This window comes from Pedobacter sp. G11, assembly GCF_003860265.1.
Lineage (GTDB): Bacteria > Bacteroidota > Bacteroidia > Sphingobacteriales > Sphingobacteriaceae > Pedobacter > Pedobacter agri.
Genome location: NZ_CP034190.1, coordinates 2475862 through 2497673, shown reverse-complemented (window position 1 = coordinate 2497673; position 21812 = coordinate 2475862). Strand labels below are relative to the sequence as shown.

24 protein-coding genes are annotated in these 21812 nt (G+C 41.8%); 6 read left to right on the top strand and 18 right to left on the bottom strand.

The genetic code is table 11. The features are described from left to right. The 9 genes from EA772_RS10810 to EA772_RS10770 are packed head-to-tail and all read right to left on the bottom strand — an operon-like array spanning position 1 to position 6667. The gene (locus tag EA772_RS10810; protein ID WP_124913116.1) at positions 1–2436 is read right to left on the bottom strand and encodes a TraG family conjugative transposon ATPase; all 2436 of its coding nucleotides are present in this window, start codon (positions 2434–2436) and stop codon (positions 1–3) included. After that, positions 2433–2708, bottom strand: coding sequence for a hypothetical protein (locus EA772_RS10805; protein WP_210405092.1), 276 nt, complete (start codon positions 2706–2708; stop codon positions 2433–2435). The genes EA772_RS10810 and EA772_RS10805 overlap by 4 nt, the downstream gene beginning before the upstream one ends. Positions 2709–2718: 10 nt before the next feature. Beyond that, a complete protein-coding gene (locus EA772_RS10800) occupies positions 2719–3030 on the bottom strand; it encodes a DUF4134 domain-containing protein (RefSeq protein ID WP_124913112.1) in 312 nt (103 codons plus the stop codon). A 31-nt stretch (positions 3031–3061) separates the two neighbouring features. Next, positions 3062–3376 carry a DUF4134 family protein gene (locus EA772_RS10795; protein WP_124913110.1) on the bottom strand — a complete coding sequence of 105 codons (315 nt, stop codon included), beginning with the start codon at positions 3374–3376 and terminating at the stop codon, positions 3062–3064. Then, the gene (locus EA772_RS10790; protein WP_124913108.1) at positions 3377–3688 is read right to left on the bottom strand and encodes a hypothetical protein; all 312 of its coding nucleotides are present in this window, start codon (positions 3686–3688) and stop codon (positions 3377–3379) included. It abuts the gene before it with no gap. A 10-nt stretch (positions 3689–3698) separates the two neighbouring features. Further along, positions 3699–4325 (bottom strand): AAA family ATPase, encoded by a 627-nt coding sequence (locus EA772_RS10785; protein ID WP_124913106.1) that lies wholly within the window; start codon positions 4323–4325, stop codon positions 3699–3701. 28 nt (positions 4326–4353) lie between these two features. Beyond that, the gene (locus EA772_RS10780) at positions 4354–5331 is read right to left on the bottom strand and encodes a relaxase/mobilization nuclease domain-containing protein (RefSeq protein WP_124913104.1); all 978 of its coding nucleotides are present in this window, start codon (positions 5329–5331) and stop codon (positions 4354–4356) included. Between the two features lies 1 nt (position 5332). Beyond that, complete coding sequence (locus EA772_RS10775) at positions 5333–5698, bottom strand: hypothetical protein (protein ID WP_124913102.1); 366 nt, start codon at positions 5696–5698, stop codon at positions 5333–5335. Positions 5699–5710: 12 nt separating this feature from the next. Then, the gene (locus tag EA772_RS10770; RefSeq protein WP_124913100.1) at positions 5711–6667 is read right to left on the bottom strand and encodes a toprim domain-containing protein; all 957 of its coding nucleotides are present in this window, start codon (positions 6665–6667) and stop codon (positions 5711–5713) included. Between the two features lie 601 nt (positions 6668–7268). On the opposite strand from EA772_RS10770, the gene EA772_RS10765 reads away from it, so the two are divergent. The 3 genes from EA772_RS10765 to EA772_RS10755 all read left to right on the top strand — a co-directional run bounded on the left by EA772_RS10765 (position 7269) and on the right by EA772_RS10755 (position 8668). Further along, complete coding sequence (locus EA772_RS10765) at positions 7269–7709, top strand: Hsp20/alpha crystallin family protein (protein ID WP_124913098.1); 441 nt, start codon at positions 7269–7271, stop codon at positions 7707–7709. 93 nt (positions 7710–7802) lie between these two features. Beyond that, complete coding sequence (locus EA772_RS10760) at positions 7803–8111, top strand: hypothetical protein (protein ID WP_124913096.1); 309 nt, start codon at positions 7803–7805, stop codon at positions 8109–8111. A 14-nt stretch (positions 8112–8125) separates the two neighbouring features. After that, positions 8126–8668 (top strand): response regulator, encoded by a 543-nt coding sequence (locus tag EA772_RS10755; RefSeq protein WP_124913094.1) that lies wholly within the window; start codon positions 8126–8128, stop codon positions 8666–8668. A gap of 248 nt (positions 8669–8916) precedes the next feature. Here the strand turns inward: EA772_RS10755 and EA772_RS10750 are convergent, their stop codons facing one another. The 6 genes from EA772_RS10750 to EA772_RS10725 all read right to left on the bottom strand — a co-directional run bounded on the left by EA772_RS10750 (position 8917) and on the right by EA772_RS10725 (position 14277). Then, positions 8917–9411, bottom strand: coding sequence for a nucleoside deaminase (locus EA772_RS10750; RefSeq protein WP_124913092.1), 495 nt, complete (start codon positions 9409–9411; stop codon positions 8917–8919). A gap of 44 nt (positions 9412–9455) precedes the next feature. After that, entirely contained in the window at positions 9456–10328 is an 873-nt protein-coding gene (locus tag EA772_RS10745; protein ID WP_124913090.1) for an RteC domain-containing protein, read from the bottom strand. Between the two features lie 127 nt (positions 10329–10455). Continuing rightward, positions 10456–11424: a toprim domain-containing protein gene (locus EA772_RS10740; RefSeq protein WP_124913088.1), complete on the bottom strand. Its 969-nt coding sequence runs from the start codon at positions 11422–11424 to the stop codon at positions 10456–10458. Positions 11425–11757: 333 nt separating this feature from the next. After that, positions 11758–12828 carry a histidine kinase gene (locus tag EA772_RS10735; RefSeq protein WP_124913086.1) on the bottom strand — a complete coding sequence of 357 codons (1071 nt, stop codon included), beginning with the start codon at positions 12826–12828 and terminating at the stop codon, positions 11758–11760. 228 nt (positions 12829–13056) lie between these two features. Continuing rightward, positions 13057–13806: a LytTR family DNA-binding domain-containing protein gene (locus EA772_RS10730; RefSeq protein ID WP_124913084.1), complete on the bottom strand. Its 750-nt coding sequence runs from the start codon at positions 13804–13806 to the stop codon at positions 13057–13059. Between the two features lie 210 nt (positions 13807–14016). Next, entirely contained in the window at positions 14017–14277 is a 261-nt protein-coding gene (locus EA772_RS10725) for a helix-turn-helix domain-containing protein (RefSeq protein WP_168187519.1), read from the bottom strand. Positions 14278–14373: 96 nt separating this feature from the next. Here EA772_RS10725 and EA772_RS10720 point away from each other — a divergent pair, with 96 nt between their 5' ends. From EA772_RS10720 to EA772_RS10710, 3 genes are all read left to right on the top strand, one after another. Next, positions 14374–14961, top strand: a complete 588-nt coding sequence (locus EA772_RS10720; RefSeq protein ID WP_124913080.1) for a Crp/Fnr family transcriptional regulator — start codon at positions 14374–14376, stop codon at positions 14959–14961. A 519-nt stretch (positions 14962–15480) separates the two neighbouring features. Beyond that, entirely contained in the window at positions 15481–15765 is a 285-nt protein-coding gene (locus EA772_RS10715; protein WP_124913078.1) for a hypothetical protein, read from the top strand. 97 nt (positions 15766–15862) lie between these two features. Next, entirely contained in the window at positions 15863–16198 is a 336-nt protein-coding gene (locus tag EA772_RS10710; protein ID WP_124913076.1) for a hypothetical protein, read from the top strand. Between the two features lie 106 nt (positions 16199–16304). Here the strand turns inward: EA772_RS10710 and EA772_RS10705 are convergent, their stop codons facing one another. From EA772_RS10705 to EA772_RS10695, 3 genes are read right to left on the bottom strand one after another with little or no spacing between them, the layout of a single operon-like run. Further along, complete coding sequence (locus tag EA772_RS10705; RefSeq protein WP_124913074.1) at positions 16305–17696, bottom strand: RagB/SusD family nutrient uptake outer membrane protein; 1392 nt, start codon at positions 17694–17696, stop codon at positions 16305–16307. Positions 17697–17706: 10 nt separating this feature from the next. After that, the gene (locus EA772_RS10700) at positions 17707–20955 is read right to left on the bottom strand and encodes a SusC/RagA family TonB-linked outer membrane protein (RefSeq protein WP_124913072.1); all 3249 of its coding nucleotides are present in this window, start codon (positions 20953–20955) and stop codon (positions 17707–17709) included. Continuing rightward, positions 20952–21686: a TlpA disulfide reductase family protein gene (locus EA772_RS10695; RefSeq protein ID WP_124913070.1), complete on the bottom strand. Its 735-nt coding sequence runs from the start codon at positions 21684–21686 to the stop codon at positions 20952–20954. Before EA772_RS10695 ends, EA772_RS10700 begins: the two co-directional genes overlap by 4 nt. Positions 21687–21812 lie beyond the last annotated feature (126 nt).

Here is a 21812-nt window from a genome sequence, read left to right as displayed (position 1 = left end):
CTACTGGTTTAGGTTAACTTTTTTGATGAATTCGCTTAAAGAAAGATTAGCGGCCTGGAAATCTGAGATAAAGGCATCCAGGGCTTTTCTGTATTCCCCATGCAGGCTGAGGTATCGTTCCAGTGCCCGCTTTTCAGGTTTTTCGGTAGAAAAAGTCATGTACTGTTTTAAAGAAACCTCTACGCCATATACCTCCCCTGAGTTGCCCCTTTTTATATAGACTTCCTTGAATTTACTGCGCCCTTTTTTATTGTCAAGCTGATTGATGGTAAAGATTTTTTTCTGTTCTCCCTCGCTAAGCGAAAGCAGTGAGGCAACCTTTTCATAATCATCCCTGAATTTGCCCTGATCTAAAAGACACACGGTGTCGGAATTGGCAATGATGCTGTTTTTTACGGTTTTACTCGAGATAATATCTTCCAGTTCCTGGGTCACTACAATCGCCTCTCCATAGAACTTTCTGACTGTTTTATACATGTACACCAGGTAGGAGGCCATGAGCTCTGAGGCGATCGCTTTCCAGGCCTCTTCTAAAATCAATGCTTTACGCTGGTGGTGGCGAAGCCGCATTTTTTGAAGAAAGACATCCATGATAATCATGGTGACTATTGGAAAAAGGACTCTGTGCTCCCGGATGGAATCGATTTCAAAAACCACGAGTTTTTCTTCGAGTAAAGATGCATCAGTGGATAAATTAAGGAGTTCCCCGAATTCTTGCCCAAGACAAAACTTTTTAAGCACAAAGCGGTAGGAGACGTAATCAAAAGAGATGTGATCTTCCTGACAGATGCTTTCGATGCGGGCAACTGAATAGTGATAAAACACATCAAAGTTCAGCTGCGCAGAATCATTATTACCGGCAAAATGATCGCTATAAAACGAAGCGATGACGCCGGAGATTACGGTATCTTCCACCGTAGAAACCTCGCCCTGAGGCCCTTTAAGTAATAAAAACACGAGCGTTTTTAAAAAATCGCGCTTCTCAATATTGTATTCATCGATACTGAATGCAAAAGGATTCATGGTAATGGGCTTCTGCTCAGAATAAGTGAGGTACGTTCCCTGGTAATAAGCGCAGAGCCCGCTGTAAGAATGCCCGGTATCTACGATGACCACATCCATGTTATACAGCAGATATTGTTCTACCAGGCTGTTCATAAAAAAGGATTTTCCGGATCCCGACCCGCCAAGCACGAATTTGGACCGGTTGGAAATTCTTCCCGATTCCATTGGCAGATCTGCCGGATCTATCGCGATCGGAATGCCCATCCGGTCAGTGAAGCGGACCAAAAAATCCGATTTTTCATTTTGCTGCAGCTGCTCTTTGAACATCAGGCATAACGCTGCCTGGCTCGGCAGCAGCACCAGATCATAGCCTTTCAGCATGGTTGCATTCGCAGGCAAAGAAGCCCTGAAAAGCTCCAGCTGGTTGTAGGCATTTTTAGAAGGGATGATGCCGATAGAAAATAGAGCAGATTCAATAAAGTTGGAGACCTCATCGATTTTATCCGCTTTCGCGCAGAGCATGATGTTGAAGTGTGCATGAATCAACAGCTGATTATCCCTTGCCACCTCAGCCAGCAGTGATGAAATATCTTCCATGCATAGCCTGTTTGCCGGATCGGGAATCCCGGAATGACGTTTTTGCTTTAATGTTAATGAGGAGATGACTGAACGCTGAGAGGGAATAGAAATCACCTGGTTATAAATCATGCAATCATAACCAGGGGTCTGATGAAGGAAAGCAAGGTTATCCATTGCAAAGTCACGCATACCTTTTCCGTCATTTTTGAGCTGATAGGCAGCCATGGAACCGGGCAAATCCATCCGGTCACAATCGATCAGGGATAGGCAGCGAACAGATTGTTTTCCGATATCAAGCTGGTTATCTCTCACGGAGATATTTTCTCTGGCCACCTGCCTGAAGGAGAAATCCATCGCCAAACACTGTCCGATATAGCGGTCCATCTCGGCTTTACTCAGTAAAGTTGGGTGAAGTCCCGAATCGTTCAGTAAATCCAGGATTTTAAAGACCGTCCTGGAAAAGGCATTTAGAGATTTGGCATCAAAGACATAAAATCTGCCGCGGTCAACCTGCCTGGTTAAAACAAGGTAGGTTTTAATCTCATGATATCTCCGGCCTGAAAAATGAGCGTCGTAAGACTGCTGAAGATATTCTTTGCTTTCCGCAGGCTTATAGTTTCGCTTGATAAACACATCCTGCTTTTGTAGCACATGCCCCTCTCCCATGATCTTAATCACCTTTAAAAGCAGCTCATGGTAATTTAAATACCCCCGCTCATCAGCACAAAGCAAAGTGACCGGATTTTCAATTTGCATGATCACCGAGAAATCTCCCGCCGCCGTGTAAAGCAGGTCAATCCCGGCATTACTGCTATAACCAATGTAGGGTAATTCGAAAACCTTCCTTTTCATAACCTGATCTTGTTTTGATGAACAAAAACTCCAGTTTCCCGTCTTTTATCATGCAGTCCTTTCTTTTGCCGGTATAAGGTATACCAGAACATTCCACCCCCTAACGCCAGGCTTAAAAAAACGCCCAGGTACATGTTGAAGATCGCTCCAAACAACCCTCCGGTAAATATCCCTGAAGCCAGGGAGCCAATCCCCCAACCAATGTATTTTCCTTTAAGTCCCTTGTAGCTCAAGGGCTGCTGGAGCCCCTTGTAGATTAAAAAACGCTCCATAATTTAGCCCTTAAACCCCAAAGAAGGCTTTGATGACTACCGAAACCAGCACTAAAAAAATGCAGGATCCTCCCCAGCTCATCACTTCTTTACTGATATCCCTATCCCCTGAATTCCACTTGATATACACCATAATCCCTCCTATAATACCCACCACCGCACCTATGGCCAGCGTCAGTGTGGATACCGGATCAATGTAGCTGGTCAATGTGGAAGTTGCGGCATTGATTCCGGTGGTTCCTCCCCCAGTTTGTGCATGCGCATTAACAGCAATGGTGATCATTCCTAGAATGACAATTGCGCTTTTGTTTGTTTTTTTCATTTTTGATTTTGTTTGATGCTTGATTAATTAATTATAACCCGAATAATCCCCGTAGAAATACGCCGCAGAGGTTTAAAAAAATACAGGAGAACAGCCATCCGGCTACCTGCCGGTCCACATGGTGGCGCCCCCCCTGCCAGTTGGCATAGACCCTGAGCCCCCCTAAAAGTCCAGTGATTGCTCCGATGACGAAAATGAGATCTGACAGGGAGAAATAATAGTGCCTGATCTCAGCGCTAGCCTGGTGAAACTCGGACAGGCCAGGCACCTGAGCAGCGTTGCTTTGGGCCAGAATTAAGGTAATCAGGTTAGCTACCAAGAAGATAACTGGGACACGCGGGCCCATTTAATAAGCAATTTTTTTGATGCATTCAATTGATTCACTCCTAGCCGCGGCCATTAGTCCATCAAAATCCAGCTCACCTGTTGCGCTAAGGGGTCCACTTTGAAGGCCTGTATGGTCGCCTATTACCTCACCGGCCTCGATCAGCTCCGAGCTGTCAATAGATTCTTGCAGATCAATCACCTGGAAAGACTGGTTTTGAAGATTTGACTGGGAAAGTTCACTTTTTTTCAGCCACAGGTCTGTCGATAGGTTAAGGGCATAATAAATAATATAAGCTATTCCCAGATAGGAAATAAAGTTGGTCCAGTTCATATTTTAAATTTTAGCATTTAGGTTCTATATATTTTGAGTAGAGCAAATCCAGGGAAACTGCCAGTTCATACAGGCAGGAAGGTGGCAGGCTCATGCTTGGGAGCTCAAGCAAAGCCGGATGAAGCGAAATCGCGCTTGAAAGATCGCCGAGTGATCGCAAAGATTTTTGCTGGGCAGATAATTCATCATCAAAGCCACCTGATGAGCTCATATTCGGGAGGAATATACTGCTTGACATGGGAGAAATCTTTGAGCTCAAAAGGGCGAATCTGCTTGCAGCGCTAGTGTTTAATAATCCATACTGGATGGGAATAATGAAAATTTCCACACACCTCATTAGCCTCATCAGGGATGGATTGGCGAATGCCTTTGGCAGATCGAGCAAAATAATCGCTTCCTTTTCAGCTTGAAGCTTATCAATTAAAACTTCGATCCTGTTGAGGTCCGAAGTGAAGAACTCAAATGGAAGCCGCTCGTTTAACAGCATAGATTTAGAATACAATACCTCCAGCGATCCTTCATAGGTCAGATCGATGAGGAATACCTGCTTTTTCTTTTGGGAAAAATAATGGGCCAATACAAGAGAAAGTGTTGTGCAGCCGCACCCGCCTTTTAGGTTACTTAGCGCAATAATCATGTTTTAAAATATTAGAATGAAACAGATCCTATCTCGAGAGGAGTTGCCGCGAGATACTTTCCTTTTTGACCGGAGAAATGAGCCGATCCAGATCCATGATTTCCGTTCCAGCCACAACACGGCGTTTATGATGGTCAATGATGGTGAAGCCGGTGATCTGATTTTTATTGGAGTGATAGCAAATTTCTATGTTTTTTTCAGCAAGCAGGTAATCTGAAAGCTCCGAACGAAATGCTTTGAGCTTCCTGGATGAACCATGAGGCAATGATTGGTAAACTGGAATGCAGGTATTATCCTTAGTAAGCAAATTAGAATTAATCATCCACCGGATTTCATCCAAATGCCCGGTTTCTATCTGGGGCTTTAAAACCATATGCTGAATTTTACCTTCGCTGATTTTAAGCAAAACCTGCCCGTACTTGACCATGTAAAAATATCCTCGTCTGCAAAATCCACGATAACCTTTTTGCCCGAGTAAGGTGGTAAGCTGATGAAGGTCTGAAAAGTGGTAAGCGAGTAGGGGCGAAATATCACGTTTAAATTCAGCCTGTACATCTACTTTTAAAATACGGTGGATGGCCGCAATCGCCCGGGGGCGATCAAAACTGTCGCTAATCTTTGACCTATCCAATCTGACATCAGTGGATACGATATGTACATGCATATTCGGCGTATCTGAATGGGAAAAAATCAAATAAGGCTGTTTATAATAGCCCATTTCAAGCATCCATCTCTCAGCGAGATTTTTCAGTGCATCTACAGACATCGATCTTCCTCTAGCTGATAAAACTGCATGAAACTGATCGAAACGGCTACGTGAATTGAGCGTTGATAACGCGCCAAGATAATGTTCAAAATCTGCACAACCCGGATTAATCAACCCATGAATGACGCCAAAATTCTTATAGCAAAGGAGTTCCGCGCACCCGCTACTGACTTTTTCCATATTGTATCTTACCGCAGGAAAACCTGTTGAAGTTGTAAAAAGCCTCACAATTAATTTCATTTTAGTCCTTTCGTTCTATTCTCATCAATAATTTACGAATCTGTTGCTCCAGTTTTTTCTGCTGCAAATGGTAGGAATTAATAAGCGCTTCCAGTTTTTCAGTATCGCCATTTTTGCAGTCAACACCTTTCTGCTGATGATCAATACTGGCATTAAGCAGGCTCATTTGCATCCCGATTTCACTTAATACACTCAGCAGTTTGGCTGAATTGATATTAAGCATATCCGGATGCAGAAGACGGTTCCGTAACAGCTCAGATTTATTCCAGCCCAGATCACTGCAAATCCTATTGATCACTGAGAGTTCCTCATCTGAGAGATAACACCTGACAAGGTTGCCGCGGTTTCCACTTCTTCGCTTGCTCATACTGATTTCCTTTTACCGGTTCCGTAGTGGAACGTTATTTGGGTTTGCTTTTCTTATCTCCGGATCTTTCTCAGCATGGATCATCGCGGTCAACTTCTCGTTAAAATCATTATACCCTTCATATTTAGCGGACTGATCCACCGCCTGGGGGAGCTGAGATAATGCCAGCATCGTAGCTTTTTTTCCTGCAGAGTCATGATCAAAAAAAAGCTCAATGGTCCTGTATTTACCTGCTCTTTGTATTGCGGAGTCGAGAAATGAAAGTGAATTGAGTACAAGTACACTTGCATCCTGTAAAGGAGAAAGCTTTTTCCAGCTTAAAAAGTCTAGCATACCCTCAAAAAGTACGATGGTCTCCGGATTACCTGAAATAAAACTCATTGCTTTTTTCCCTAAACATCCTTTGAAATAAGCATTACGCACCTCCCATCCACCTAGCTCATTTTGCCAGCCGGCAGCGAACATTTCACGTCTGGTACCATCTTTTAACTTTACACTGTAATAGAGTTCTTTTAAATGATTAGCTGAAACATCCATCACCCCTCTTCCCTGCAGATAATTACTGATGGACTTGTTACCACCAAGTTCTTTGCTTTCCCGGATGATGTAGCTGGGTAAGTGGAGTATCAGTTGAGTTTGTCTGGGGACAAAGGGCCTGCCCTGAATTTCATTGACCGAATTTCCTGAAACTTTGATCAGTTCCTCCACCGCTTCTTTGAAAGTTAGATTTGGCCAGAAATAAACAGCAAAATCTATCACGTTACCTCCTTTACCCATACCGTGATCATACCACAGACCCGCTTTTTCATTGACGCAAAACGAAGGAGCGGAATCATTGTCTCTCAGCATGGACAAGTAAAAAAGTTCTCCTCCGCTCTTTCTTAAGGGTTCATATCCGAGCCTGCTTAAGGTATCAACCAGATTAAGGTTTTCTCTAATCTGGTTCAAATCAAATCTGGGATTTTCCATATGTCAGCGTTTTGAAGGAGCGGAATGGTTGATATTGGTCTTATACCTTAAATAAAAAACAGGTTTGCCGCTTAACGCAACAAACCTGTTTGGATGAGGATAAAGCCTCAACATATTTCCGGAATTACTCAAGTCAGTTTCTAAAAACCGGGCCCTCGCCTGCCAATGCGTTTTCAGCTCGGGACTCTCACCTCCGCCTTCGCAAAATTTCCGGCTTTCGCCGGATAATATTTCATTCCCCAATGTCAAAGACCAGTAGTTTGCTGGTCAAAAATCATGATGAAATCATTGGGGATTTGACACTATGGCCAAAGTGCCTGCGATTTTCAAAAAATTTGAGTCTATCGAAAAGATGGAAGGAAAAAAAAGTTAAAGCTGAATGAGCAACGGTCCCGACGCCAGAAAAGGAAACTGAAAAAATTTCAGCTCAACAACTGAAAAAAATTCAGGAAAAATGAAAAAAATTCAGAAGAACGCCCCTGAAAAGCCCTTGAAACAGGCTGGCACAAGAGTTGAACAGTAAATAGCGGGACAAGTTCCAATGTAAGTTAATTGATTTATAGTCCATTTTTTTATTAAACCATTAAAAGGAGAACACACTATGACATTGGTTAAATTCAATCCAGAAAAGAAAAACAGCGCATTATTGCCAGGCTTTAATGACATTTTCGAATCCATACTTGGCGACACATTTTTCACAGATCGCCGCACCGCAAGCGTTCCTGCGGTTAACATTTCTGAATCAGCAGAAGCCTACCAGATTGAGTTGGCAGCGCCAGGGCTTAAAAAGGAAGACTTCAAGGTATCTATTGAAAAAGATATACTGAGCATTTCTTCTCAAAGGTCCGAAGAAAGCAGTTCAGAAAGCAAAACTTACAACAGGCGTGAATACAGCTACTCCGCTTTCACCAGGTCATTCACCCTGCCTGAAAGCGCAGATGCGGACAGGATCCATGCCAGCTATACTGACGGGGTATTAAAAATCACCCTTCCTAAAAAAGAAGAAGCGAAAGCAGTATCCAGACAGATTGAGATCAGCTAATCGCCGTGGAGAAAAGAATGCCGCCCGGGGCGGCATTTTTCTTATTGCACCAATATAAGACTGAAAGCCACCAAAGCCTAAAAGATAAAGCCCATGGAAACCGCATTTTCAATCACGGTCACGCTCAATCTGAAGCATAAAAAACTTCCCTATGGAAAATTCAGCCTTGGCAGGGATAAGGTTTCTTCAATGGAGATATTTTCAATGCTAAAAGGGAGAGGTGGATCCGAGCATTCCTGCTCCATTCAGATGGACCTTACTCAGGAAATCACCGGCCTTCCCGTTCCCATAGGCATGATCCATTGCAGCCTTGAAGAGTTAAAGGAAAATGTTTCGGTCATTTCACGAGAAATCTTTCGCATAGCCCAGCTCGAAGAGGGTGAGATCATTCCACTCAAATAAACAGAAATCAGAAGATGGAATTTAGCAATTGGCATCAGCGTTTAAATAATGAAAAAAAACGCATGCTGCCAAAACCATATCTAACGACTAAATCTCTTATATACAATCAAATCAGCAAGAAAACAATGACAAAAAAGAAGATCTTCATCGTTGAGGATGACCTCATGCTCCTGGAAACTATTCAGGATATCCTGCGCGAATATGGCTATGACTGCCAGGGATGCTATCATCCGGAAGAAGCACTGCCATTAATTGAAGCTTATCATCCTGATCTGGTGATATTGGACTACATGCTTCCTGAATGGAACGGCGGAGAATTATGCAGCGCGATACGGGCCATTGATCGTTTTGAATACATTCCTATTATCATTACCTCAGCATACGCCAAAATCCTGCTTTCGCTTTCTGAATACGGTTGCGATGCGGTACTCGAAAAACCCTTTGGCATACCAGAGCTCATGAGCCTGATCGCATCGCTATTGTCTTCAAGGCGAACGGACAGTGGGTTATTGCCCAAAATTAAATCCGTCATTAAGAGTGCACTGCCGGAGATATAAATGCACCCAACAAGCGGTTCTTCTGCCTGATCACACAAAAAGGCTTCATTTATTTTGCAAACGAGCAAATGTAAACAGCATCCGGAGTCAAGGTTATGCCGGAATATCTCATATTATCAAGCTTTGGGTGCTGGGTAGCGCATAGGGTTACATCTAGGAAACTCGCTAAACCAATTAAATTTACTATTCCTCCCTAATGAACACTGCCATCAAGATCCGCACGTTTGTTCAAATCCATCCTATTCATCTTACATTGAACCATCTTTTATTTTCTCTTTTAACTCCGAGCCAGCCGCCACCCATTCTTCGAAAGCTTTGATGGCATCGCTAGCCATGATTCGCCCAAAGCTGATATCCTGCTCCTCTATCTTTTTCCCTAACTGTTCACTTATAAATTCATCACCAAATCCTGCCCACTCAGCATCCCGCTTGGTATTCCCATAATATACCTGAGAGATATTTGACCAGTATATTGCGCTTAAGCACATTGGACAGGGTTCAGCGCTTGTATACATAATACATCCACTCAAATCAGCCTTCCCAATTTTTTTTGAAGCAGATCGGATGGCATTGATTTCAGCATGGGCAGTAGGATCGCAGTCAAGGGTAACGGTGTTTGGCTCCGCACTCAATACTTTCCCATCTCTAACGATAACGCAACCAAACGGCCCGCCATCCAGGGTTTTGAGATTTTTCTGGGATAAGGAAATCGCCTTTTGCATAAATTTCTGATGTGTTTCCATAGCCAATCAACAGATAGAAAAGCAAGAAGTTTCCACAACAATGATTAGGCTTTAAAAGACTTGGGCACATATTGATTTTTCTCAGAAATATACCCTACAATTTTATTTCTCATCTCATCGAGATATTTCGTGTAGCTTACATTCTTTCTTCTGCCTATCGAAATAAACTTCCGGTACGCCACTCCCAGATCAACATTCAGGCTCTGCTCCAGCCAATGCACCACCTCTGCAATCTCCAGCTTCCCATTATTTAGTGAACCAGAGAGAAAAATTCCATAGGCAAGCTCCACCAGCTTAATTTTTTCATCAGTCCACTTCAGCTTTCCTGTTAACAGAAGCGCATCGGGAATAACCGGCTCAGAACGAACGTAAATCAGCCTGATTCTTTCCAGAATATATTCCTGTAATTTCTCCAGTGCCCGGAATTTAGCGAAATTATAATCCTGATTCGTTGAGAAACCGTCATCACAGATCCCGATAACGCCGATTCCGGCCACATCAGGCAGCAGCGAATCCAGGTTACGGCGAAGAAAAAAAGTATCATCCATCACCTCTTCTTCCCTGGAATAATAATCATATAAAAAACTATGTAGCGAATAAAAACGCTTTATAAAGCTGAGCTCGGAAAGATAATAATCCCGGATCATATCATCTGTGCCAACGGGAACCCCTGAAATCAGATTAAAAAGTTCCACTTCATAGATATAAAGCATATAAAACCTGGGCTTCACAAACTTAAAAAACATCACTTCATCCAAATCACTTAAAAATCCCAACCGGACAACATGCGCTTTCAATTCTTTTAACGCGCCTGAAATCGCGGCAAGGCGGCGTGGGTAAAACTCAATGTTACTCCCCAATTCGAGTAATTCACCTTCAAGCCTATCATAAAGTCCATCAACAAATTTAGTATCCATAAATAAAAAATAAAGTATGTTAAAGCATCGGCCACTTGCTATGATGATCAATCCACCCTACAGGTATGATTATCAAATAAATAAGTTCTTATTTGTATATCTGTGTAGCAAAATATGCGGCCAGGTATTACCACTTCAGTCCTTTACTAACATCACCAGACAATCCGGTTCTGGCAATTGCAATCTTGCCCGAACTGATATCTGCAACCAGCTTCTCATTATAATTCTTGAATCCCGCATAAATCCAGGAGTTGTCCCTGCTGATATCCAGATCGGCTATAAATGCGCTGGTCGCCGCCCTCCCCGCCCGGTCATGATCGAAGTACAGTTCAATATTATCATACTTAATAGCCCTGGCTTTTGCAGTCTGCAGCATAGCGAGAGAATTAAGTACCAGAATAGATGCAGGATCCATCGGATGCTCTACCCTCCAGCTTAAAAAATCGAAATATTCTTCGAATACGCAGAGCCTTTTCGCTGAGCCCTGCAGAAAGCTTACACCTTTATGGCCCAGGCAACCCCTGAAGTTTTTATTCCTTACCTCCCATCCCCCGTTTTCGTTAGGCCAGCCAGGGGCAAAATATCGCCGGAGCTTTTTTCGATCATCCAAAGCAGCATAATAAACCTCATACAGATGGCCCTTCGCTACCAAGCAAATTCCCCTGCTGGCTAGATACCCGTTTATGGCGGCATTACTCCCCGGTTCATCCATCCGTTCGATTTCATAACGCTGGAACCGGACCGGTCTCTCCGTTTTAGCCTCACCGGAAGCCCTGTATTCTGGGGAATCAATGTCGACCTGGGCATACTCCACAATCTTATGCAATACTTCTTGGGGACCAGAGGGATACCAGTAGGCCAACGCAAAATCAATCACACTTCCGCTCCTGATTCCTGAAACGCCTGCCCCGCCGTAGTCAAACCAGACACCAAGTTTTTCGTGAACACACAGCGAGGCTGTATATTCCTCCCTAAGCATACTCAGGAAAAAATGTTCGCCATTAGATACTTTCTGTGGGGAATAACCCAGATTCCTTAGAAAATCAAGTAGGGATACCTTTTCCTTGATCTCCTTAACATTTAAAAAACCAGACATAGTATTTAATTTAATCATCCAAAAATCTGAGTAGAAAAAATTAACTTTTCAATATATACACCGACGACCAATTAATAAGGGCCAATGAGGCGGAACAATCCAGCAGGTCACATATTGCTGTGAGATAAACATTTCGAAAAATTATGCCTGCACTAAAATTATCACATCCGCTGTTTTGGAACTTGCCAAATCCTTACTAATGATCATCCACCAACTGTTCCCCTATGCAAAAGAAACATAAATTCATTGTGATACAAGCCAGAGCGTGTGGCTGAAATGTTTTGAATGATTTTGACCACATTTGATTCAAGCCAGGGTTAAATGGTGAGCACTTTACTTTGATCTTAACGCGGGAAATCTAAGTTCAACAAAAAGATTTCTGCCCCTATGTTCATATCTCAAATGTCCTTTTTCTTTAAATCGCCCTTTGAGGTATGCATCAAGACTGGCGAATTCAGTTTTTAATTCGGCAGAGAGAAAATGAGCTTTTAAGTTTTCAAAAATAATAGACAGCATTTGATCAGTTTCCTTTACTGAAAGCGTCTGCACTTGCTTTTCACCTGTAAATTCGCAGTTTTTAAGCAGCATGATAAATAATGGCATAAGAACCGATTTTGGAATGATGTAGTCTATACTTGGCCGACTTATTTTTAAGTAAATGGGTTGACTCGCAATTATGTTTTTGAGTTCAAGTCTGATACTTAACTGGTCTAATTCATCTGATAAGCGCAGAAATGTTGCAGAGGATTTTGTTGAAGTAGTGTAGCGTAGAACATCAACAAATTGATTGATCACATGCCGACCAATTTGATCTGTTTTGATTAGTCGGCTACTGATAAAACTCATCATACTAAAAAAGAAGTGATAGTCAATGTGATCGTTTAACATTGTCCCTTTATGCCGGTCCAGTAACTTCTGGGTGATTTGATCCTCCAGCATTTTATTGTATTGCGACTGAATAAACAGCAGCTTGTTTTGCTTTTCTTTTTCAAACCTTAATAAGTTATATATCCCGATGGCTGGAAAGGCGAAAGCAGCCGAACGATAAAAATATCCGGTAATACTTTGCATGCTAAACATTTCCTGACCAATTTCACGACCAGCTCCCAGCATCAAAAGCATATCTACCACCAGTTTCATTGCGACGAATATCGATGCTACAAGTAATATCAGCGCTGCTGAAATGGCAATACTTTTAGGATTTGACCAGGACAGTCTGGGGAAAGTTATCTTATAAAGCACATAAAACAGCACAATATTCACGGTGAAGTGTGCAAGGGAACTTGTGATTTGGGGCATCACACCTACATAGCCCCAGGCGAGTAAATATTCAAAAATAAAATATCCAGCCCATAATGCAATGTGCCACATCACATTATACGCTGGTCCGGGATATTTTTCCATATACACAATATTGGTATTTCACCCCCCAAAAAAGGGCTTATACAATTAAACAAAGCATTAAATAACGATGAGTCACATGTTTACTGCATGAAACAAAAGATCATCAAAAAGCTTAATGCAAGAACAGTTTTTGTATTTAAACAAAGGGGTAACATGAATGTAAAGACAACTGACCCTACGACAGTATTTACCACCCTGCTCACCCATGTTCAGCAGGACTTTAAATAATCAACCGAGCTTGCCCAATAGGCGATCTGAGAGATAAGCATGGAAAATTTCTGCATAATCGGCGCCGATGGACATCTTCTTTTTCATCGGCCCCATGATTACTTTTCCCGCGCTGAGGGTGACAATGTGCTTTAAGTTAATAATGCAACTCCTGCTAATCCGCATAAATCTGCTATCCTGCTGGAGATATTGTTCGATAGCGTTTAGCGTCACATGCATTTCATGTATTGTTTCTTCCGTATATATTTTGGTATAGTTCGTGCCCGTTAGTGGTTCAAACATCACAATATCCGCCCTGCGGACCCGCGCTGATATTCCTTTGATCTCTGTAGGTATAAATAGGTCATCATCGATCTCGCTATTCGATTGCAGGGGCTGAGCTGACCTGGAAATCACTTTAGAAATACATTCCACAAAAGCCAGCTTACTGACCGGCTTTAATAAATAATCATCCGGACTCGCCGAGAAAGATTTCAGGGCATATTGCTCGAATGCTGTGATAAAGACCAGATGCCTGGTATTTGCTCTTATAAGTTTCGCGAGATTTATTCCGTCCAGTTCCGGCATCTCAACATCCATAAAAACGATATCGATGTTGTCGTTTTTTTTAATGCCAGCAAGCGCTTTAAGGGAAGAAGAGTAAGTCTTCAATAAGATTAAATCCGGATGGGCACGTATTAATTTTTGTATTACTGACAACTCATGAGTTTGATCATCGACAGCAACACATTTAAGTTTTGTGGTCATCATGAACAATGGTTTTCAGCAAAATTAGCAATTACAGGAATATTTGCGCCTATTTTATCACACAAAACTCAAGATCTTTGGTAATTTAAAAAAATTTCATCCTTAAATATTCTGTTTCCATCATGATAATATGGGTTTATACCACTTTTATCTTTTGCTAAGAAAAAAGATGTTAAAATTCCGCAACTGAGGTAAACTCACTTGAACATGTTTTTATCCATTGTATTTGAATTCTTCAAAATCCGGAAGTCTATAATACCATTTACCTGAGATTTTGGCGGACTGAATGGTTTTAGACCTTCTAAGCCTGAAAAGTGTGGCTGTACTAATATTTAGTAGACGTTTGATATCTGCACTATCGTACCAATTGGTTATTAGGCTTTTCCGATAGATATCAAATGAATTGAGTTTTAGAAGGATATGCTGCTGGACTCTCATCAGCTCATCAATTCTTTTAATGATGTCTTCATTCATGGGAAAATGCATTAGGTGAGAATAGATAAAATTACATGGGTTAAAATAGTTTGTCGATGAATAAATAAAAAGTTGATTACCTAAATTATTGCGAAAATGAGTTTTGAAATTTTTAAAGATTATCTAACCAGCCATATTCCGTTAGAGGAAAATCTGCTGGCTGAACTACAACTCCGGACAAAAGAATTTACTATTAGTAAAGGTAATTTCCTGCTTTTACCAGGAGAGGTAAACAGATATACCTATTTTATCGTCTCCGGGTTCTTCAGAAGTTTTACACATGAAGAAGGCTTTGACAGGACGCTGGGCTTTTTTGGCCCCGAAGAATTATGCTGTTTAACAACCAGTTACCTCAAACAACAAAAAAGTAAAGAGGGCATTCTATGCGAACAAGAAGGAACAATTTACAGGGTGAGCTATTATGACTGGAGAGCATTGGAAGATATATCGCCAGAATTTTTACGACTAACCAAAAAAATATTAACAGATGAACTACTTAAACTCATTGATTATAATGAGTTAATCAGAACCTCATCTACCACAGAACAATATTTATCGCTAAAGAACAATCATCCAAATATTTCCATGCTGGTCAGCCAGAAAAGTATTGCTTCTTATTTGGGTATTTCAGAATCCACAATGAGCGGGATTATCAAATCATTACTTTTTAGTTCAAAGAAATAAGCAGGCTGTTTCTTTAAATTTTGAACTGCTGTTTTCCCTCGCAGCAGCAAACTTTGTATAGACAATCAGTTCATATATGTCTATAGTTACAAAAACAGCACGCCTGGAAAGGCTGCTCTCACTCATTCGGCGAGGGATGGTCAGTACTTCGGTTAAAACCGGAGCACTGATGGCCTGCAGTGACCGCACTATAAAATCTGATATTGCTCGGTTACGAAAAAGTGGATTTGATATTCGTTACAATCGGGGTATGAGAAAATACAATCTCATTGAAGACTAATCAAATTATGGTAATACCAGCGTGATGACTTCCATTGCTGTGGGAAATAACAGAAACAAAATTGGCGAGGTGTCCGAGACCGAGCCTGCAGATGATTCATAAAGCCCGAGGTGCTGGAAAGAGAAAGCAGGGGATCTGGTAAAGGGAACGTGGAGACAATGATAAAGTGCAAAACAACGGGAAGGGCCGTTCAAGGCTTGCACCGCTTTTTTAAAAGAAAAATAAATCAGGCTAAAGAAATGAAAATTTTAGACAAAGCAAAGATGACACAGGTGGCAAGGATCATTTCCATCAGGGCCACTGCCTATGTGGTGGTGCTGCTTATCGGGTTTATGATTTGTTTTATCAATGTGCTGATCCGGATTGAACTCCATCGGTGCAAACTAGCCTTGACTTATTCCAATACTAAAAAGAGGGTTATCCATAAATTCATTCACAACCGTAAGCATAGCCTATTCACGGTTATCCCGGATGATGGAGGCAACATTATCCGGGAAATGGAAACCATGGTCATTATGTTATGAAATAGTTTCCGGCGAGGTCCGCCAAAGGACAACCTTAAATAAATAAAAAACAAAAGTTTTTGGAACACTTTTTTGATGCTATAAAAAGTCAAAACATATGAACAGATTGTTCAATTTCAGAAACATTGCTGTAGCAGCAATACTTTCCCTTGCAGGTGTGATTGGCTTAAGTGCCTTTGCTCAACCTGAAAACCTAAGAACCGTTAAAGAAAAAAGAGCCAAACAATGGTTCGTGTATACAGGAAGCGACATAGCTGGTGAAAGCAATCAGCTAAATTACACCGAATATACCGCTGGTGGAGAGCCTGAGGATTGCGGTGGTGGTGAAATGCGTTGTGCCATCTATGCAGAGCCGGTAACCGTTTCAGGTACAGTAAGACCTGACTTGTCTCAGATTGATGCTTCCCAAACCAAGCACCAACTGCAACCTTAATTTTTAAGTAATCAAACCGTTGGCGCCAATCACGCCAGCGGTTTGTTTTTTTGCAATAGTTTTCTCGTGAAAATTCATGTAAACTAATCGTATCCATCTTCCAAGGTCAGTTCTGGGGTATCCCGCTCAGCTCGATTACACTATTTGGTATTGCCAGCGCATACTTTCGGTCCCCAGGTAGCAATTCAAAAATATTTCCATTGAGATTTCGCTTCAGGGTTATCCTAAACCGGCTTTCTTTATTAAGTCTTTTCAGATCTGCCCATCTTAAACCTCTAAATAGCAATTCCTTCCTTCTCTCAGTGAGTATAAGACCCAGTACATCTGCTGTATTGGTAATGGTATATGGAACAAATTTACCGGTGGCGTACCTTTTCACAAGCAGAGCATTCAAGTCTTCCAATGCCTCTGCGCCGGATCCTTTCCTGGCCTTGCTTTCCGCACGTATCAGCAGCATCTCATCTGTTGCAATCCCATTAAAGAGGTTGTTGGCAGCATAATAGCTTCCCTTGAAACCAAATCCTCCGCCCGTAGCTGCCGTGAAAGCCTTGAAGTATAATTTCTTCCGAAGATCATTTTCTGAATAGGAACGGTAAAGCGTACTGTCAATCCGGCCATTGACTGAGTTGGTCTGCGGGATTATGGCAGTGCTGAACACAATTTCAGCGTTAAAGCGGGGCAATGGAAAAGCGGAAGTGCTATTTAAAACGTTATAATCAATAAGTGTATTTTTCAATTGAAGGCATGAATCCGCATAAAGCCCTGCATTCTCATAATCCTGCATCACCAGGCAGGTCCTGGCCAGTAAACCAAATGCGGCAGGACGCGAGGGACGCATCACATGTTGCGGAGTAACAGGAAGCAGCATTGCAGCCATTTTTAAATCCGCTATAACCTGGTCATAACATTGCCGGATACTGGATCTTACGGAGACTTCATTAAAATCTGATCCTAACCGTAGAGGAATTCCTAAAGTATTAGTTGCCGAGTTATGATCATAAGGCAATGCCCATACCTGCAACGCTTCAAAAAACGACCTTGAACGATATAAAAGTGCAGACCCCTTGATCTGATCATATTCACTAGCGTTTGAGGGAATCCTTTCTAGTTTCTCTAAACCCTCCAGCACCACATTAGCCTTGTAGACAGGAATGTAAGTGGAAGCCCATTCTCCGGGCGTTATATTATCGTTGAATACATCCCTTTCCCATATATAAAGATTTTTTCTGGACACTGAGGTAAGGGAATTCCAGACATTATCAGGAAGATAATAGTCATCAGAGCAGACCTCAAGAGCGGGTGCGGATATGTTATTCATGTCATCGGCATAGTCCAAAAGTGCCTGCAGGTCGGCTATAGTTTTAGGGATCTGAATGGATTTTTCCGGTTTTGCATCCAGGTATTTTTTGCAGCTGCCAAATAGAAGCAATATGGCTACAAGGTGAAAAAACGTTAAAATTCTAGCGTAGTTTTCGGTTGGTTTTAATCTTTTTCTCATCGTCTTTATTTTAAAATTGAGCCCTTAATCCAAATGAAAGCATTTTTGGCGGGCTGATATCATAAGGGTAGTCCGGGTCAACGCCATCTTTGTTGGCGACCCAGAGCATTCCAAGATTTGAAGCATTCGCTGTTATGCTAAGATCCCTGACAGGTAGTTTTTTTAACTTTATACCAGGGACATTGTAAGCTATAGATACATATTGAAGCCTCAAATGATCGGCACGCCTTACAAGCGTTTCTGATCCTGCATAAAAAGCGTCCCTGTTTGGATCAGCCGGGTATATAAGAGAAGGGATGTCGGTAAAGCGTTCATCACCTTCTTTTTTCCATCGGCTCATATAGTCCGCATGCTGTACCCAGCCCGCAAACAGTGAACTGTATGCTACTGAACTCTTCCGGAAATAATAGCCGAGTTTATAGGTGATGTTAACGGAGAGTTCAAAATTTTTATAGTTTAGCGTATTTCTGATTGCACCTGAGACAACCGGTGTTGATGGGCCATTGTAGACAAGATCTGAAACCTGGGTTCCACTACCTATAATTGCTGTGTAATCAGTGCTGACCTTATCCCCGAGGTATCCCAGTGGATTTCCTGTTTGCGGATCAAGGCCGGCTGATCTATAACTAAAGATTGAATATACCGGGTATCCCTCTACAGGGGTAATCAGGTTACCCTGGGGTGTGATGTAATTAGATCCCTGATAAGTGCTCAGGTAATAATTCCGTACCCGGTTCTGGTTGTAAGCCAGTAATAATGTACTTCTCCATTTAACCTTGCTGTCTATATTTAATGTATTCAATGTCAGATCGATCCCCTTACCGCTCATGGCTGCGACATTTTTACGCACAGTAGTGACCTTCAGCCCGGTTGTGATATCAATTAAAGCATCGCCCAAAAGATCTGTCCCTTTTTTTTGATAGTAATCCAGGCTTCCGGAAATCCTGCCGCCGGAAGTTGCAAAATCGATTCCGATATTAAACATGCCGGTCTTCTCCCATCTTAGATCAGAATTCGCAAATTTGTTAATCACTGCCTGGGTAAATCCGGTGAGCGAATTTGGACTTCCTGTGTAGCTCATCGTCGTAAGGGCAGAGAGCGAATTATCAACATTCCCGCTGGTTCCATAAGTGGCTCTGACCTTGAAGTAGGAAAAGGTCGAAAGCGGAAAAAAAGCTTCCTTTGTCAGGTCCCAGGCTACTCCTGCTGACCAAAAAGGTCTTCCCTTTTGATTCGTTTTTACCGCAAAAATATTGGACTGGTCTTTTCTGATACTTCCGGAGAAACTGTACCTGCCTAAATAAGTATATGCCCCACTGGCATAATAGGCTATAGATCGGTTATCTGTCCCATAAAAGGTATTGTTGTTTCCAATAGTCGCCGTCCCGCCGTAAAATAACGGATAACTGTTGACCGGATCGACCAGTCCTGTTGCCACGCCAAGTTCATCATTGTAGCCAAAAGTACGATATGAATTACCATTGGTCCGGCTCTGTCCTACCTCAGCACCTATTACTCCGCTGATGCTGTGATCGCTCCATGATTTATCAACATCGACTTGCGTCCTGAGATTCTGAGAGGATAGATCAATTTTATTGAGGTCTAAAATGGAGCCTCTAGGAATGATGTATTTCGGGGCACCAGTCACCTGATTGAGCTGGGTAAATTGATTAATCATGTTTCTGGTGAAAAAACTTCCTTCCGTATTAAGCGTTTTTCCATCTGTGATTTGTTTTTCAAACTGATATCTCGCCCCAGCTTTCAGCCATGGTAAAATCTGGTACTCCAGATTAACATTCGCCAGAAAATCCTGTGATTTTCTTGAACTCTCTGAGTTTTTATAGTCTTCAAGTGGATAATACTTCCAGTCCAACAGTTTGCCATTTCCAGCTGTTGCAACATAACTTTCACGATAGATCTTGGGAATCGCAAGAGAATTACCTTCCCCGTCAGCAAGCATTGCATAAGGGTATAGCCCTTGAGATACTCCTGATCTGATCGATGCAGGATCCGGCTTTCCAGACCGGTTTGTGGTTGCGGTATACAATAGATTAGTTCGTAGTGAGAGCCTGTCGCTCAGGTTAAAGGCGTTTTGGGCTTTGATTGATAACCTGTCGTTTGTGGCAGATAGTTGGTTCTTTCCCTTATCGTATCCTGCTGAATAAAAATAAGTGTTCTTTTCACTGCCACCATTAATGCTAAGCGCGTACTGCTGATTGTAACCTGTGGAATATAAGTAGCGGTCGATATCCCCTCTTACATCATTTCCCTTCAGATCCTCAATTTGTCTATCAATCTGGGCTTGTTCTTCGGCTGTAGCGGCTGATCGTTTCCTAAGCAGTTCCACTATCTGTGATACTACGGGATAATTACTAGTGTTCTCTAGCAGGGACTGGTAATAGCCTTTTGAGTATAGAAACTTTTCGAGATCAATATAATCTGAAGACGATATAAAATTTTGGCTTTTGTAAATATCCGGCCTAGATGTTATACTCAAATTGCTGTTCAGCGCGATGGACATTTCCTGATTCTTACGTCCCGCTTTCGAGGTAATTACAATAACGCCATTACCAGCCCTCGCCCCCCAAATTGAGGATGCTGCTGCATCTTTTAAGACAGTAATGCTCTCGATATCATTTGGATTGATGTTGCTGATTTCACCTGCGTATGGGAAGTTATCCAATATAATAAGGGGAGACTTTGAGGCATTGATACTGCTGATTCCCCTTACCGTTAATCCCGGACGCTGGCCATCCCTGTCAAAGGACACTGCCGGAGTCATCCCTTCTAATCTGTTCAAGATGTTGGGTCCAAATTGTGCGTTCAACTTTTTATTGTCCACCAGATCCACGGAGCCTGTCACCCGTTCCCTCGCTTTTCGTTCATATCCGGTGGAAATTTCGACCGAGCCTAGATCAAGTGAATCCACTTCGAGGACTATTGACATTACCGTGCTTTTGTTGAAGTCAAAAGGAATCAACTTTGTTTTAAACCCTACAAAGGATACTTTCAAATCTCCTATTTCCATAGTGGTAGAAATGGAGAATTTTCCATCGCTATCAGAATTAGTCGATTTTTTTCCGATAGTGAGTATGGCTCCGGATATAGGGTTGCGGTCATTGGAAGAAATGACAGTTCCAGACAGCAGTCTTTCTCTTTGCTGTGCTAGCGTTTTAAAAGGACAGCAAAAGTAGGTTAAAATGAATAGCGTAGCCGAAAAACCCACACGCATGCAATGGTTAAATATTAATTCTTTCATTCCTCATTTGGATTAGAGCGTGGAGCAAAGTCATTCTTGAGCGGAAAGTCAATTGGATTTCCATTAACGATTTGCTGAATATTTTTGATTTTGGCCCCATTAATTCCTGTTATAGCCCTAACAATCCCTTTACTGTCGATAAAGATTTGATGTGATATGCTTCTGTGAGGAAAATGGCTGTTGAGAATGGAGTCGTTGAGTATAAAGGGCAATTTTACTCCCTTGGCATAATCGTTATTTTTCAGGAATTTGCTTAGTATTTCGTTGGTGTTTTTGGTGACCAGTACTACCTGTACTTTATCTCCGAACATTTTTCCTATTGAATCGAGTTCAGGTAATGACCGAATGCATGGGCCACACCATGTGCTCCAGAAGTCCAGTATCAAAAGTTTTCCTCTGTATGGTTTAATACTATGATTAACAATCTTGCCCTCTTTGTAAACATTATGGCTCAAATTCCACAGGCTCTCTGGGACAGTATCTCCAATGGAAAGCACTTGCTTTTGTGCAATTTGTCCGCTTGAGTCTAATGCCAGGAAGAAAAATAAATTGATAAAAAGAAAAGTTTTGATAAGATTTTTTAAAATAAGTAGCATGAATTTATACCTCACTAGCAACAGTAACTGCATGAGTGTACCTGGACGGTCATTGTTTTTGAGATTTAAATAAAAACAATTTGTAAGTAAAAGGCATGGCACAGCCATCACGGCTATAACTATTGGTTTTTCCATGAGTTTGTTTGATTAGTTGAAGGAAATTTTAGATTTATTCATAGAAAACCAAGGCAGGTTATCATTAAAGAACCTATATCTATTTAACCATTCAGGTTACCTGCCTTGATTTCAATGGGTTATACC

What these genes read in the sequence shown, in the direction of transcription:
- EA772_RS10710 (WP_124913076.1), top strand. Translation starts at nt 15,863, where the DNA reads ATGAACAGATTGTTCAATTTCAGAAACATTGCTGTAGCAGCAATACTT.
- EA772_RS10745 (WP_124913090.1), bottom strand. Translation starts at nt 10,328, where the DNA reads ATGGATACTAAATTTGTTGATGGACTTTATGATAGGCTTGAAGGTGAA.
- EA772_RS10760 (WP_124913096.1), top strand. Translation starts at nt 7,803, where the DNA reads ATGGAAACCGCATTTTCAATCACGGTCACGCTCAATCTGAAGCATAAA.
- EA772_RS10805 (WP_210405092.1), bottom strand. Translation starts at nt 2,708, where the DNA reads ATGGAGCGTTTTTTAATCTACAAGGGGCTCCAGCAGCCCTTGAGCTAC.
- EA772_RS10780 (WP_124913104.1), bottom strand. Translation starts at nt 5,331, where the DNA reads ATGAAATTAATTGTGAGGCTTTTTACAACTTCAACAGGTTTTCCTGCG.
- EA772_RS10725 (WP_168187519.1), bottom strand. Translation starts at nt 14,277, where the DNA reads ATGAATGAAGACATCATTAAAAGAATTGATGAGCTGATGAGAGTCCAG.
- EA772_RS10740 (WP_124913088.1), bottom strand. Translation starts at nt 11,424, where the DNA reads ATGTCTGGTTTTTTAAATGTTAAGGAGATCAAGGAAAAGGTATCCCTA.
- EA772_RS10735 (WP_124913086.1), bottom strand. Translation starts at nt 12,828, where the DNA reads ATGGAAAAATATCCCGGACCAGCGTATAATGTGATGTGGCACATTGCA.
- EA772_RS10765 (WP_124913098.1), top strand. Translation starts at nt 7,269, where the DNA reads ATGACATTGGTTAAATTCAATCCAGAAAAGAAAAACAGCGCATTATTG.
- EA772_RS10695 (WP_124913070.1), bottom strand. Translation starts at nt 21,686, where the DNA reads ATGGAAAAACCAATAGTTATAGCCGTGATGGCTGTGCCATGCCTTTTA.
- EA772_RS10790 (WP_124913108.1), bottom strand. Translation starts at nt 3,688, where the DNA reads ATGAACTGGACCAACTTTATTTCCTATCTGGGAATAGCTTATATTATT.
- EA772_RS10810 (WP_124913116.1), bottom strand. Translation starts at nt 2,436, where the DNA reads ATGAAAAGGAAGGTTTTCGAATTACCCTACATTGGTTATAGCAGTAAT.
- EA772_RS10720 (WP_124913080.1), top strand. Translation starts at nt 14,374, where the DNA reads ATGAGTTTTGAAATTTTTAAAGATTATCTAACCAGCCATATTCCGTTA.
- EA772_RS10730 (WP_124913084.1), bottom strand. Translation starts at nt 13,806, where the DNA reads ATGATGACCACAAAACTTAAATGTGTTGCTGTCGATGATCAAACTCAT.
- EA772_RS10800 (WP_124913112.1), bottom strand. Translation starts at nt 3,030, where the DNA reads ATGAAAAAAACAAACAAAAGCGCAATTGTCATTCTAGGAATGATCACC.
- EA772_RS10785 (WP_124913106.1), bottom strand. Translation starts at nt 4,325, where the DNA reads ATGATTATTGCGCTAAGTAACCTAAAAGGCGGGTGCGGCTGCACAACA.
- EA772_RS10700 (WP_124913072.1), bottom strand. Translation starts at nt 20,955, where the DNA reads ATGAAAGAATTAATATTTAACCATTGCATGCGTGTGGGTTTTTCGGCT.
- EA772_RS10750 (WP_124913092.1), bottom strand. Translation starts at nt 9,411, where the DNA reads ATGGAAACACATCAGAAATTTATGCAAAAGGCGATTTCCTTATCCCAG.
- EA772_RS10755 (WP_124913094.1), top strand. Translation starts at nt 8,126, where the DNA reads ATGGAATTTAGCAATTGGCATCAGCGTTTAAATAATGAAAAAAAACGC.
- EA772_RS10795 (WP_124913110.1), bottom strand. Translation starts at nt 3,376, where the DNA reads ATGGGCCCGCGTGTCCCAGTTATCTTCTTGGTAGCTAACCTGATTACC.
- EA772_RS10705 (WP_124913074.1), bottom strand. Translation starts at nt 17,696, where the DNA reads ATGAGAAAAAGATTAAAACCAACCGAAAACTACGCTAGAATTTTAACG.
- EA772_RS10715 (WP_124913078.1), top strand. Translation starts at nt 15,481, where the DNA reads ATGAAAATTTTAGACAAAGCAAAGATGACACAGGTGGCAAGGATCATT.
- EA772_RS10770 (WP_124913100.1), bottom strand. Translation starts at nt 6,667, where the DNA reads ATGGAAAATCCCAGATTTGATTTGAACCAGATTAGAGAAAACCTTAAT.
- EA772_RS10775 (WP_124913102.1), bottom strand. Translation starts at nt 5,698, where the DNA reads ATGAGCAAGCGAAGAAGTGGAAACCGCGGCAACCTTGTCAGGTGTTAT.